The sequence below is a fragment of the Paraburkholderia sp. EG287B genome (genome assembly GCF_040965595.1).
Taxonomy (GTDB): domain Bacteria; phylum Pseudomonadota; class Gammaproteobacteria; order Burkholderiales; family Burkholderiaceae; genus Paraburkholderia.
Genome location: NZ_JBFRCG010000027.1, coordinates 88,810 through 101,789, shown reverse-complemented (window position 1 = coordinate 101,789; position 12,980 = coordinate 88,810). Strand labels below are relative to the sequence as shown.

9 protein-coding genes and 4 pseudogenes are annotated in these 12,980 nt (G+C 62.3%); 6 read left to right on the top strand and 7 right to left on the bottom strand.

What is annotated here, in order from left to right:
* Nucleotides 1–117 (top strand): annotated as a pseudogene (locus AB4Y40_RS36935) (IS5/IS1182 family transposase); the annotation flags it as partial.
* Nucleotides 118–354: 237 nt separating this feature from the next.
* Here the strand turns inward: AB4Y40_RS36935 and AB4Y40_RS36930 are convergent.
* Both AB4Y40_RS36930 and AB4Y40_RS36925 read right to left on the bottom strand, forming a co-directional pair.
* Nucleotides 355–822: pseudogene (locus AB4Y40_RS36930) on the bottom strand (transposase); the annotation flags it as partial.
* Nucleotides 823–1,047: 225 nt separating this feature from the next.
* The gene (locus tag AB4Y40_RS36925; RefSeq protein ID WP_368692061.1) at nucleotides 1,048–1,353 is read right to left on the bottom strand and encodes a DUF4148 domain-containing protein; all 306 of its coding nucleotides are present in this window, start codon (nucleotides 1,351–1,353) and stop codon (nucleotides 1,048–1,050) included.
* A 524-nt stretch (nucleotides 1,354–1,877) separates the two neighbouring features.
* Here AB4Y40_RS36925 and fumC point away from each other — a divergent pair.
* The 5 genes and pseudogenes from fumC to AB4Y40_RS36900 all read left to right on the top strand — a co-directional run.
* Nucleotides 1,878–3,269, top strand: a pseudogene (gene fumC, locus AB4Y40_RS36920) (class II fumarate hydratase); the annotation flags it as partial.
* 87 nt (nucleotides 3,270–3,356) lie between these two features.
* Nucleotides 3,357–3,626: a YoaK family protein gene (locus AB4Y40_RS36915; protein WP_368692060.1), complete on the top strand. Its 270-nt coding sequence runs from the start codon at nucleotides 3,357–3,359 to the stop codon at nucleotides 3,624–3,626.
* Between the two features lie 277 nt (nucleotides 3,627–3,903).
* Nucleotides 3,904–4,104: a Sec-independent protein translocase subunit TatA gene (gene tatA, locus AB4Y40_RS36910; RefSeq protein WP_368692059.1), complete on the top strand. Its 201-nt coding sequence runs from the start codon at nucleotides 3,904–3,906 to the stop codon at nucleotides 4,102–4,104.
* Nucleotides 4,105–4,243: 139 nt separating this feature from the next.
* A pseudogene (locus AB4Y40_RS36905) lies at nucleotides 4,244–4,531 on the top strand (twin-arginine translocase subunit TatC); the annotation flags it as partial.
* A gap of 158 nt (nucleotides 4,532–4,689) precedes the next feature.
* A complete protein-coding gene (locus AB4Y40_RS36900; RefSeq protein ID WP_368692058.1) occupies nucleotides 4,690–5,106 on the top strand; it encodes a response regulator in 417 nt (138 codons plus the stop codon).
* 52 nt (nucleotides 5,107–5,158) lie between these two features.
* Here the strand turns inward: AB4Y40_RS36900 and AB4Y40_RS36895 are convergent, their stop codons facing one another.
* The 5 genes from AB4Y40_RS36895 to AB4Y40_RS36875 all read right to left on the bottom strand — a co-directional run bounded on the left by AB4Y40_RS36895 (nucleotide 5,159) and on the right by AB4Y40_RS36875 (nucleotide 12,899).
* Nucleotides 5,159–7,537 carry a PAS domain S-box protein gene (locus AB4Y40_RS36895; RefSeq protein WP_368692057.1) on the bottom strand — a complete coding sequence of 793 codons (2,379 nt, stop codon included), beginning with the start codon at nucleotides 7,535–7,537 and terminating at the stop codon, nucleotides 5,159–5,161.
* Between the two features lie 253 nt (nucleotides 7,538–7,790).
* Nucleotides 7,791–8,543, bottom strand: a complete 753-nt coding sequence (locus AB4Y40_RS36890; RefSeq protein WP_368692056.1) for a response regulator — start codon at nucleotides 8,541–8,543, stop codon at nucleotides 7,791–7,793.
* Nucleotides 8,544–8,829: 286 nt separating this feature from the next.
* Entirely contained in the window at nucleotides 8,830–9,774 is a 945-nt protein-coding gene (locus tag AB4Y40_RS36885) for an AEC family transporter (RefSeq protein ID WP_368692055.1), read from the bottom strand.
* Between the two features lie 73 nt (nucleotides 9,775–9,847).
* Nucleotides 9,848–11,173, bottom strand: coding sequence for an NAD(P)/FAD-dependent oxidoreductase (locus tag AB4Y40_RS36880; RefSeq protein WP_368692054.1), 1,326 nt, complete (start codon nucleotides 11,171–11,173; stop codon nucleotides 9,848–9,850).
* Nucleotides 11,174–11,246: 73 nt separating this feature from the next.
* Nucleotides 11,247–12,899 (bottom strand): NAD-dependent malic enzyme, encoded by a 1,653-nt coding sequence (locus AB4Y40_RS36875; RefSeq protein ID WP_368692053.1) that lies wholly within the window; start codon nucleotides 12,897–12,899, stop codon nucleotides 11,247–11,249.
* Nucleotides 12,900–12,980: the final 81 nt, after the last annotated feature.

Sequence of the window (12,980 nt, the reverse complement as noted above, 5' to 3'; positions counted from 1 at the left end):
TTCCGTCGGCTTCGCATTCGCTTCGATCGCCGTAGCGACATTCACGAAGCATTCCTCAAATTCGCTTGCTCGCTCGTGTGCTGGAATATATTCAAACGAGCGCAGTCGGCTTTTTGAACTGGCCTCTAAGAATGCGGTTGGAGCGGCCGTTATACCCCGGAAGCCGCCGCTGTGGTCACTCGGGTTGAACGACCGCAACGGGTGGCTACGGAAGTTCGGAGCAGCGGTAGGATGCACGAGCAGCGTTGGGCGACGAACTTCCGAGTGCGGCCACTTTCTGCCGGTCGCAAAGGCGACACAGTCGTCACGTGAATGGCCGGTCCACTCCGAAATCCGCCCAACGCTCAGTGCGCACTCCTGTTCGTTGGCTGGCGTCACGTGCACAGCAAGCAGTTGCCCCAACGTGTCGGCCGCCATGTGGACCTTGCTGCCGCGTTTGCGTTTGTAGCCGTCGTAACCGGCACGAGGCTCGCTCTCGCAGGTCGACTGCAGGGTACGCCCATCGAGAATGACCGCGCTGGCTTGACCGCGGCGGTCCTGCGTGATCCGGATGGTCAAACGTGGGGCATTCGCCATGGCCTCGAAACAGCCCGCATGGATCCAGCGCTGCGTCTGCTGGTAGCCCATTCCCCACGGTGGAAAGTCATTGGGCAACGAACGCCACGGCGCACCCGCGCGCACGATCCAGCGCAGCGCGTTGGACATATCGCGCAGTTCGTAGCGGCGCTGCGGTGCGTCTTTGCTCATCAAGGTCAGATAAGGAGTAGCGAAGTGCCATTGTTTATCCGATACATCCGTTGGGTAGGGCCTGCGTTTTGTCATCCCACCAGGATTCCGGATCTGGCCGAAAGTGCCTTCTAGGCGCGTCGCTTACGGCGTAACCTATGAGGGTCTGTGCGTTACCACCATCAATCGGGTGGCTGGGTATGGAAAAGAACTGGCCCACCATCTTGTTTACCGCGATGGTGGGTGTTCTTATAAGTGCAAGTAAGCAAGATCGCCGAGCGGTAGGCGGCCAATACCACCCGCCACTCAAGCGCGAGCGTATCAAGGAAATTTGTACGTCGCGTTCCAGTCGGCCTTGACGAACGGATGACCCGCGTCCGATGACCCACTCGCCGCACCGCCGACACCCGTCGCCGCGTGCTGCGCAGCCACCTTGGCTTCAGCAGCCTGAATATCTGTTGGGTAATCGGGATCTTCGCCTCGAGCCGGATTGTAGCCAGCCTTTTCAATCTGGATCAATTCGGCTCGCACCTGCGCACGGGTAACGGACTGGTTCGCCTGGGCGAACACTGCAACGGGAGCCGCAATGGCGGCTGCGACCACAACGGTTTGAATCAGGGGCTTCATGATAGCTACCTCCAAGGTTTCATTTCGTCCTGCTACGAACAAAGCTGTTCGTAATCAGTACATTTTTTGAATAGAACAGGCCAGTCACCCTTCCTTTTCAACGTTGCAACGAGAGGATCGGGTGGATGAAATTATTGTTCGAGCCCGTTATGCCTCTGTTTCCGCCAATCGCGCCTTTTGTTACTGCTGAAACCGGCGCTGTTCAATACGTTTCAGTTGAAATCTCAAGGCTCGAATGTGAAATGTGGGGATCACCGCTCGCCGGTCAAATACCAGTCATTGGGCAGGGCTGTCGAGAATCGGAAACGACGCCCGCCCGACTCGGGTGCCGTTGCAGTCAAGCGGCGTTTAGTTTCTCGACGGGCCGGATCGGGCGTCGCAATTGGATAGTTAAAGGAACGCAGATGAATCGCAGGGAAATGATGCAATCCACCCTTCTTGCATCGGTGGCGCTTGCCAGCACAAGAGCGTTTGCACAATCCGCTGATGCGGGTGCATCGGCATCGGCGCCGGCGGCGGGCTTCCGCCAGGAGACCGATAGTATGGGCATCGTCAATGTGCCTGCCGACAAACTGTGGGGTGCGCAAACCCAGCGCTCGCTCGAGCACTTCAGCATCGGCCCCGATCTGATGCCGAGGGAGATGGTCACCACCTATGCGATCCTGAAAAAGGCAGCGGCCAACGTCAATTACTCGGAGAAGCGGCTCACTGACCAGCAGCACGACCTGATCGTCAAGGTGTGTGACGAGATTGTCGCCGGCCAGCACGCCGATATGTTCCCGCTGCACGTGTGGATGACCGGCAGCGGCACGCAGTTCAACATGAACGTCAACGAGGTGATCTCGAACCGCTGCTGCCAGATCGCGGGCACGCCGCTAGGCAGCCATGCTCCAGTGCATCCCAATGACCATGTGAACATGTCGCAGTCGTCCAATGACTCGTTCCCGACCGCCATGTACATGGCAGCCGCGATGAACGTCAAGCAGCGCCTGATGCCAGCCGTGGCGACCCTGCGCGACTCCATCGGCGCGAAGGCGAAGGACTGGATGGACATCGTCAAGATCGGCCGGACGCACATGCAGGATGCGACGCCCATCACGCTCGGTCAGGAATGGTCCGGCTACGAGGGCATGCTGACCGACAACCTCGAACGGCTCGACGATGCGCTCAAGGGTGTCTACCGCCTTGCGCTGGGCGGGACGGCGGTGGGTACCGGCCTGAACACGACGCCACGGTTTGCGCCCGCCGCCGCCGCCGAAATTGCGCGTCTCACGAACCTGCCGTTCGTGACCGCTCCAAACAAGTTCACCGTGCAGGGCGCCCACGATGCGCTCGTTCACCTGTCAGGTACCATGCGCACGCTGGCCGTGTCGCTCTACAAGATCGCTAACGACATCCGGTTGATGTCGTGCGGACCCCGTGCCGGCTTCGCAGAACTGATCATTCCGGAAAACGAGCCGGGCTCGTCGATCATGCCCGGCAAGGTCAATCCCACGCAGGCGGAAGCGCTCGCCATGGTGGCCACGCATGTCATGGGCAGCGATGTTTCCACGGGAATCGGCGGCGCAAGCGGATACCTGGAAATGAACGTGTACAAGCCGCTTATCATTTTCGACATCACGCACTCGATCACGATCATGACGGACTCCTGCACGAACTTCCGCAAGTTCCTCGTGGAGGGCACAAAGCCAAACCTGAAGAAGATCAAGGAGAACGTGGACCGCTCGTTGATGCTCGTCACCGCGCTGGCGCCGGTCATTGGTTACGACAAGGCTTCGAAGATCGCGCATTACGCGTACGACAATGACCTCACGCTAAAGGAAGCGGCACTCAAGCTCAATTACGTTAGCGAAGCGGACTTCGACCGGATCGTCGATCCGCGCAAGATGGTGATGCCTTACGTTGCGCACAAATAAGGCGCGGCGCATGAGCGATGGCGCTCCCATGCGGGAGCGCCGATACGGACTGGATGATGTTCGGGCTTCCGCCATCAGGAAATGAAGATGGAATCAGTGAAAGCAAATCCGGCAGTCGCGATACTGCTCACGTTGTGCGGTGGATTTCTCGACGCGTTCACATTTGTCGGCCACGGCCGGATATTTGCGAATTCGATGACGGGAAACATCGTGGTGACGGCGGTCAGTCTCGCCGCCGGAAACGGCCGCGCGGCACTTGCGCATCTGGTCCCTCTGGGCGGATTTGCAGGCGGCGTGTTCGGCGCGCAGCTGTTGCGTCTGGCTAATCGCGTGACGAATCGGTTTCAGCCATCGTAGCGCTGCTACTCGAAACTGCGTTCCTCTTCGCCGCCGCAATAGCCCGCCTGCCACAGGAATGGCTGATACCGGCCATCTCATTCGTTGCCGCTTTGCCGCGACGCAACGGTTTCACGATGTCGCGTTGCTCGGCCCTTCGTCCCTCGCGTTCATTGCAATGATTTGTCTTGTCGCGCTGAAAACGTGCAATCGCAGGCAAGATGCTTAACGTTACATTTCCGGGCCACCAGGCCAATTTTAGGTTCGACACAACGACGCATTTTTAAGGAGCATTGTCATGGGATCGCTGAGTATCTGGCATTGGTTGATCGTTTTGGTCATCGTTTCACTGGTCTTCGGAACAGCGAAGTTGCGAAATATCGGCTCCGATCTTGGGTTTGCGGTGAGGGGTTTCAAGGATGGCGCGAAGGAGGTCGAGTCGCTTTCGCGAAGCGCAGACGCTGAGCTCGCAGGTGAACGCGGCGGACAAGGCCATTGATCCGCGGCGACGCTTTTCGTTGCATGACGATTGGTGCTACGAAGCAACGTCCGCTGAAACATGCGGCCGTCAAGAGAAGGAACCGCATCGGTATGGGAATTCCCCGCTGACCGCGCGACAGTGCAAAAGGTAACACACGATGAGCAGTACACAAAAGCTCCCGTACGGAGCCGATGAGCAAGCCGGCCAAACCGACCAACCGTATCTGACTCACATCGTGGAGCTGCGCCGGCGTTTGATGAGAGCAGGCGCCGCGGTCCTCGTGGCTTTCGTGGGGCTCGTGTATTGGGCACCGGGGATTTTCCGCCTGGTGGTGCGGCCTCTGGCGGACAATCTGCCGCAAAACGGCAAGCTCATCGTAACCGACGTCACGGGCTCGTTCTTTGTGCCGATGAAAGTAACGATGATGGTTGCATTCGTCGTCGCCGCGGTCGTGACGCCACCCGATGTCGTGTCGCAGTTGCTCCTTGCCGGCCCGCTCATGCTCCTTTACGAGCTTGGGATCGTGGCAGCAAAGATGTTCGGCAGCATTGGGAGATCGGCTGACCAGTGGCGCGTACGCAGGTCGATACCGCACTGAGGCCAATGCATGACAACCGTAAAGGATCGATTGTGGAAGATCGAAAGAGGGTGTTGGTGATGGAGGACGACATGTCCATGCGGACGCTGCTCTCGCTCACGTTCCGCGGTGAGGGCTATGACGTGCTGGAGTCAACAGGCGCGAGCGTGCCGGATTTCCGTCTGGGCCCGGTCGATCTTGCGGTGGTCGATATCAGTCAGCCGAAGGCGATGGATCCCGAGCGGATCGCTCTCGTTCGGACTGTCTTTCCCTCGGTGCCCGTCATAGCGATCTCGGGCTATTTCCCGACACAGGCTCACGCCATGTCGATGCTTGCCAGCCGGTTGGGCGTGGAACGGGCGCTGGCGAAGCCGTTCAAGCGCGAAGCGTTGCTGCAAGCCGCTGCGGCGTTGACCGGCTGGGGCGCGAATCGCTCTGGGTGACGAGGCGCGGCGCCGGGGGGCGCCGTAGACAGTCGTGCGGCGACGCGAGCGCCTAGTCGGGCAGCAGATGCTTCAGCGTACGCGCCAGTTCCGCCCTGCGCAACGGCTTGCGCAATTGCGCGTTGACGCCTGCCTCGCGCGCCTGCGCTTCCAGGGCGGGGCTGCTGAATCCGCTGACAAGAATAATGGGTATCTCGGCGCGAAGCGAACGGATCATCCGAGCGAGTTCGACGCCGGTTATCCCAGGCATCGTCTGGTCCGTAACGACAGCGTCGAAGCGCTGAGGATCGGCGCGGAAGGCCTGCCACGCCGCGTCGCTGGAGACGAAGCCTGCCGGCTCGTAGCCCAGTTCCGCGAGGCGCTCCTCGCCGATCCGCACGAGCGCTTCTTCATCGTCGACGAGCAGGATGGTCTGCCCTTCACCGTAAGGGCAGGCCTTTTCGTCCTCGCGTGGTTGACTGGTGTGCGAATCGATTGTCGGAAGCAGAAGCTCGAATTGGCTTCCTGCGCCGACCATCGTACTGACGTCGATTCCCCCGCCATATTCGCGAACGATTCCGTCGACGAGCGCCAGTCCCAACCCCGTTCCCTCGCCGGCTTTGCGCGTCGTGAAGAAGGGATTGAAGATGCGTTCGAGCAGATCGGGCGCCATGCCTACGCCGCTATCGGATACTGCGAGCCGCACGAAATGCCCCGCTTCCACGGCGCCGTGCGACAGCGAGCGCGCTGCATCCAGGTCGAGCGTGTCGAGGACCACTCTGAGCGTCCCGCCGCCCGGCATCGCGTGGATCGCATTGACGCAAAGGTTGGTCACCAGCTGGTCGAGATGCGCAGGATCGCCTTCGATGTGGGCCTTGGGTGCGTTCAGTTCGGCTTCCAGCCGGATGCAGGCGGGAAGGCGCACCTTCAGCATTTCGATCGAGTCTTGAACAATGGGCTGAACGTGTACGGGTTGTCGGGTCGTCAGTCCGCTGCGGCTGAAGGTGAGAATCCGCTCGACCAGCGAGCGTGCGCGATCCGCCGACTTGAGCACCTGCGCGACATAGCGCTGCTCGGGTGTCTCGTCCGCGAGTGCCTGGAGCGCGAGCTCGCCATAGCCGACGATGGCGCCGAGGATGTTGTTGAAGTCATGGGCAATGCCGCCGGCGAACGTGCCTAGCGCTTCCAGCTTCTGCGATTGCCTCAGCTGGCTTTCGAGCTGACGGCGCGCCTGTTCGTCTTCGCGGCGCTGTGTGACGTCCTCCACGGTCGCCACGATCACATCTTCCTCGCGTGCGGGATCCTTGCCTGACGCCTGTTCCGACACGGTCACGCGTGCGAGCCGCACGTCGGTCCAGACGGTGTATCCGTCGCGGTGCTGGTAGCGCTTTTCGAAGCGGACGCTTTGCAAGCCGCCTTGCAACAGCCGCTCGATATGCTGCCGGGTGATCTCGACATCCTCCGGGTGGGTGATGTCGGTCGCCGTCAGGTTCTGGAGTTCCGTTGACGAGTAACCGACCATGCGTTGAAACGCGGGGTTGGCGGCGACGTAGCGCCCGCGCGGCCGCAACAGCATGATGCCCGCCGGTGCGTTGTCGAACACGGCCCGCCAGCGTCGCTGGCTCGACTGCAGCCGGCGCGTGAAGCGTCCGAGTTGCTGCAGCCGCCTCATTAGCGCGACGCCGAGCCCGACGACGAGAAGCGAAAGCGCACCGGTGCCCATGAAGTCGTAGATCGTAGATACGCGCCATGTGTGAAGCGCCAGTGCTTCGTCGCGAGTGATGTCGACTGTCAACTGGAATTCCGGCACCTGCTTGCGCGCGGACAGTACCGGCCGGCCGGCCTGGCCCGATCGCTGCCGGTTGTCGGACGATACGACCGGCGCGCCGTCTTCGCGCCGCAGCGTGATGCCGGTGCCTTCGTCTGCATCGACCTGCCGGTAGAAGTCGAGGAAGTAGCCGTCTTCGATCAGCGCGACCACGGCGCCCTTGAATCGGCCGTGTTCGTCCTCCAGACGAGTTGCCATCGCAAACGTGGGCCGGCCGTCGATTATGCTGACGAGCGGCTCGCTCACCACCAGCGCGTTGCCCGATGCGCGCTGGACGGCCTTGAAGTAAGCCCGCTTTGAAACATTGGCGGCGGGGCTGTCGGGAAGGGTCGTGGCTATTCGCTGGCCAGTCGCATCGACGATATCGAGCTGCCTGACTTGGGGGACGCCGGCGATTTCCTCGCGAAGAAAGCGGTCCGCCGCCGCCCGGGAGTCCTGTGCGATCTTTGCGTCGAGCGCCCAGCCGGAAGTGCGCCGAAGAATGAATTCGACGCCCTGCAGGGAGCGGGCGGTTTGCTCCGCAAGCGCGCTCGCGAGGCTCGACAGTTCCCTGTCGTTGGACTGGAGCACCAGTTGGCGCGATCGAAAGCTTTCCGTGACGGCGCCGATCCACAACAGGACCACGAGCAGGCACCCGCCCGCCGCCAATAACCTGTACCGGTGCGGCCACGCAAACCGGCGCCTGCTTCTTTCGGTCCTCATCGAGGCTTTTGTATTCGGTTAGCAATGGTCAGACAAAACGTGGCCACTCGTATTCCCGCAAGTCATCCGACGTCGAGGGGGCAGTGTCCGCCGAAGTGTATTCCGGCTGAAACAGTCCTGCGATCCGGTATCGCATGTGAAACGTATTGGATGCGGCGAGGCAGCCAGCTGCGGGTCAGCGCCTTTCCCACACGACCAGGGCGGCGAGTTTTTCCACCTGCGCGGCAAAGACGTAGCCCGCGCCGCGCTCGGTCTTGATGTAACGCGGGTTCGACGGGTCTTCCTCGATTTTTCGGCGCAGCCGCAGAATTTGCACATCGATTGCGCGGTCGTAGACCTCGTCGTAAAGCCGGCTCGATTCGAGCAGTTGATCTCGCGTCAGGACCATGCCGGGCGAAGCGAGAAACGCGGCGAGCAGCGAAAACTCGCCGTTGGTCAAGCCCACCGGTTCGCCGGCCGGGGAGAGAAGGCGTCGTGTGTTGATGTTCAGTTCCCAACCCGCGAAACGGTAGCCTCGCGCATTGGCCTGCCGCCCGGTGGCAACCTGGGCGGTCTTCGACCGGCGCAGAAGGGCGCGAACACGCGCCAGCAGCTCGCGGCAACTGAACGGCTTGGTCATGTAGTCGTCCGCACCCAGCTCCAGCGCCATCACGCGGTCCGCCTCTTCCTTGCGGCCCGAAAGAATCAAAATGGGGAGCGTCGACTCTTCACGAATGCGGCTGGCGATTTTCATACCGTCTTCGCCAGGCATGCGCAAATCCAGAATGATCAGATCAACAGCACCGTCCCTGAGCGTGACCGCCATTTCCCCACCGTTTGCCGCAGCGGAGACGCGGAAGTCATTCTGTCCAAGGTATTCGGTCGTGACGTCGCGAATGGCGGGATCGTCATCGACGATTAGGATGTGAGGCAAGGTGACGTCGACCATGACTGAAAGCCTGAGACAGCAAATGCCCGGGTTAGCCCATGCGATTTGCGGTTGCCGATCGCGGTTGCCGATAGTTCGGACAACGTTGCGTAAGAAAAGGTCAGCCTGCTGATTTGACCGTACGCAGATTTTAACGGCTATGCGGAATCAGCATCAACACCGCCGGCAACGTTATCGGCATTGCGTGGGTCGCGCAATTGGCGAGGGGTGGTGCCCAATGCGATCCGTCACCCATTTCAAATGCAATCCAGTGAGTCGAGATTTGCCATCGGCGCGCAAACCAATGTCAATGTGCGGCATGAAGGTAGGTCATCAAAACCGAAAGCGAGACCAGCGAAACCGCGGTGGAGAGCAGAATGATGCGCGAGGTCAGCGATGCATCGCGCTTGTAGTGCTCGGCCAGCATGTAAGGCCCGGTGCCGGTCGGCAGTGCGGCCAGCATCACGACGATCTGGCCCAGCGAGGCAGGCAGCGCAAAAACGCGAAACGCCAACCACCAGGCAACCAGTGGCTGCATCAGCAGCTTCGCGAGCATCAGCAGCACGCTATCGCGCGTCGTGCCGCGCGCCGGACTGCGCTTTTCGGCAAGGAACATACCGAGCCCCACGAGCGCGGCCGGGGTTGCGGCGCCGCCAAGCAGGCTCAGGAACGAACCGGCCGCGCCAGGGACTTTCAGCTTCAGTCCGGAAACCAAGGCTCCTGCAAGCGGCGCCACGATCATCGGGTTGCGCGCAAGCCCTTTGAACACCTTGAGTACCATCTTGAGGCGGCTTGGCTCCTCTTGCAGGCCGAACTCCATCAGCACGCAGGTGACGCCGAAGAGGACCGTTGCGACCAGGATATTGACGATGGTGGCCGCCGTGAGGCTCGCAGGCCCGAACGCGAGCAGGCACAGCGGGAAGCCTATAAAGCCTGCGTTTGGATAGGACGCGGCGATGGCGTCGATGCTGGCATCGGCCAGGCGGCGGCCCGAGATCATGCGCCACGCGAGCACGGCGGCAAACACCGCGGCGCATGACAGGGCAAATGTCGTGGCCAGTGCGGGCTGGTCGAGATCGCGCCACGACGTGCGGGCCATGGCGGAGAACAGCAACGCGGGAAACGCCAGATGAACGACGAACCGGTTGAGCTCCGCCGCCGCCGCCGGGCCGAACCAACCCAACCGGCGGGCGACGAAGCCCGCTGCGATCAGGGCGAAGATGGGCAAAAGGATATGCGCTGCAGAAGCCACTTTGAGGTAACCTTTACGTTCACTTCCGGCTGAGACTGCGGCCGCACCGCGTGCCGGGCGCCGCGTCGTCGCTTCAATGCAACTTGATGCGAGGGCTCGTCGACCGGCGCAGCCAGTTCGCCACAGTGTCGAGCGCCATGCGCCGGATGCCGTACAACGCCGCGACGTGCATGCGCTCAAGCGACGCGTACAGGCCGCGCGCAACCCAGCCGGCGACATACATGCCCTCACCGCTGCCTGCCACGAGGTTTCCGACCGCGCCGAACCGGCTCAGCGAAACCAGAGACCCAAAGTCGCGATACTTGAACTGTGGCAGTGTCTTGCCCTCGACCCGGCATGTGAGCGCTTCGACCATAAAAGCGGCCTGCTGATGCGCCGCCTGCGCGCGCGGCGGCACGCCGCCGCTTTTTCCCGGCCATTCGCAGGCTGCGCAGTCGCCGAGCGCGAAGACGTCGTCGTCGGTTTCGGACTGGAGCGTGTCGCGCACGACCAGTTGGCCGCGCCGATTGACGTTCAAACCGTCGAGAAGGGAAAGCACCGGCGGCGCCGTCACGCCGGCGGACCAGACCGTCAAGTCCGCGCGTATCCGCTGGCCGCTGCGCGTGAGCACGCAGCCGGGGAGCACCTGCGCGACGGACTCTCCCACCATCAACGTCACGCCCAGCTGGCCGAGACGTTCAGCCGTCGCGCGTGCCACGCGCTCGGGAAGCGCTGGCAGGATGCGCGGCCCCGCCTCTATGACGACGATTCCCACATCGTGCGTCGGGTCGAGATCGTGAAGTCCATATTGCGACAATTCGCAGGCGGCATCGCGCAGCTCCGCCGACAGTTCGACACCCGTTGCCCCAGCCCCGACGATGACTACCTGCATGCGCGGCGCGAGGGCGCCGTTCTCACTGCCGCGCGCCCCGCCGGCCCGCCTGCACGCTTCGATGAAGCGCCTGCGAAAGCGCTCGGCCTGGGCGACCGAGTCGAGCGCGATCGCATGACTGGCCGCGCCCTCCACACCGAAGTACTGAGTCGTGCTGCCGATCGCGACGACCAGCGTGTCGTAGTCGAGTGCGCGCTGCGGCAACAACTCGACACCCTGATCGTCATGCACGGCGCCGAGCATCACCTGCTTTGACGAACGCGAGAGCCCGATCAGTTCGCCCTGATGGAAATCGAATCCGTGCCAGCGAGCCTGGGCGGCATAGGAAAGCTCGTGGGAGGCCGGGCTCATGCTGCCCGCTGCCACCTTGTGCAGCAGGGGCTTCCAGACATGGGCGGGGTGGCGGTCGACCAGCGTGACGCAAACATTGCGCTCGCCTTGACGCTTGCGCAGGCCGAAGCGGTTGCTCAGACGGGTCGCCAGCTCGAGGCCTCCGGCCCCGCCGCCTACGATTACGATTCGATGCATTCAGGCACCTGCCTTTCCGTGGGTTCGATTTCGGTGCGCCGAACTGCGCCGGGCGGCGCAGTTCGAGACGCGGTCATGCGGCGGCGCTGAAGTCCGCGATGCTCCGATAATCCGCACGATATGCGCATGCGCGAATGTGAGCGCCCATGTCGGCGGGGCGCGGCGCACGGGCAAAGCCATGGTCATGGATGAAGTTCGCCACGCGGGTGGCGACATGCAGCGAAGCTTCGAGAATCGATTGCTGCGGCGGATAGATCAATCCCTTCTCCAGGTCGGAGGCGGATACCTGTTCGGCTACTGCCTGCGCGGCAACGATGAACATTTCATCGGTCACGCGGGTGGCCTCGGTCGCGTAGATCGCCATGCCCAGTGCGGGGAAGATATACACATTGTTGCCTTGCCCCGGGACGAAGGTGCGGCCGTTGAACGTCACGGGCGCGAACGGACTGCCGCTCGCGAAAATCGCACGGCCATCGGACCAGCGATAAGCCTCCTCGGCCGTGCATTCGGAACGCGAGGTCGGGTTCGAGTAGGGGAAGATGATGGGCCGCTCGTTGAGCGCGCTCATGGCTTCGATCACGTCCTTGTCGAACAGGTGCGGCACGGTGCTCACGCCGATGATGCCTGTCGGGCGCAATGCCCGGATCGCGTCGACGAAGCGGTCGACCGGTGAGTGGTCGAGCGCGAAGGGGCGCTGGAAGTCGGCCAGATCGTCGCGCGAACGCACCAGCAGGCCGTTCGCATCGAACAGCGCCGTGCGTTGCAGCGCTTCTTCGCGCGACAGCCCCTCCTGCATCATGGCCTGCGTGATCAGCCCCGCGATGCCGGTTGCCGCGGCGCCTGCGCCGAGGAAGAGGAAGCGCTGTTCCGAGAGCTTCTGGCCGGTGATGCGCAGGCCGCCGTAGATGCCGGCGAGGGCGATCGCGGCTGTGCCTTGAATGTCGTCGTTGTATGTGCAGATGCGGTCCCGGTAACGGGCGAGCAGCGAGACCGCGTTGAAGTTCGCAAAATCTTCCCACTGAATACAGCACTTCGGAAAGCGCGCCTGGACCGCTTCGACGAATTCCGCCAGGAAGGCGTCGTATGCTTCGCCGCGTACGCGCTCACGGCGCAGGCCGAGATACAGCGGGTCGTCCAGCAGGGCCTGGTTGTTCGTCCCGACGTCGAGCATGACCGGCAGGCAGGCTTCCGGTGGGACACCCGCGCAGGCGGTATAGAGCGCGAGCTTCCCGATCGGAATGCCCATGCCGCCGACGCCCAGGTCGCCCAGTCCCAGGATGCGCTCGCCATCCGTCACCACGATGAAGCGAACGTCTTCGACCGTCCAGTTGGCGAGTAGTTCGTCGACACGGCCGCGTGCCGTGATGGGGAGGTATACGCCTCGCGTCGCACGAAAGATATGGTCGAACTTCTGACACGCCTCGCCCACGGTCGGGGTGTAGACGATCGGCATGAACTGTGCGGGATCGGACATGACCGTCGCATAGAACAACGTTTCGTTGCGGGCCTGCAGATCGGACAGCAAGAGGTACTTCTGAAGGTCGTTGTCCAGTGCTGCGACTTCGGCCTTGACTCGCGCGACTTGCCGGTCCAGCGGCAGCACCGCGGGGGGCAACAGCCCCTCGAGCCCAAAGCGGCGGCGCTCCTCTTCGCTAAAGGACGTGCCCCGGTTGCTGCGGGGATCTCGAAGGATTTGACGTGCGGTCCGTGTGTTACTCGTGCTCATAACATGCTCCACAGTTTTTCACATGACATCGGCGGCAGCCGCCCGCAAGCGCGCGGTTGTTACGCCCCAGGCACTGTCCGG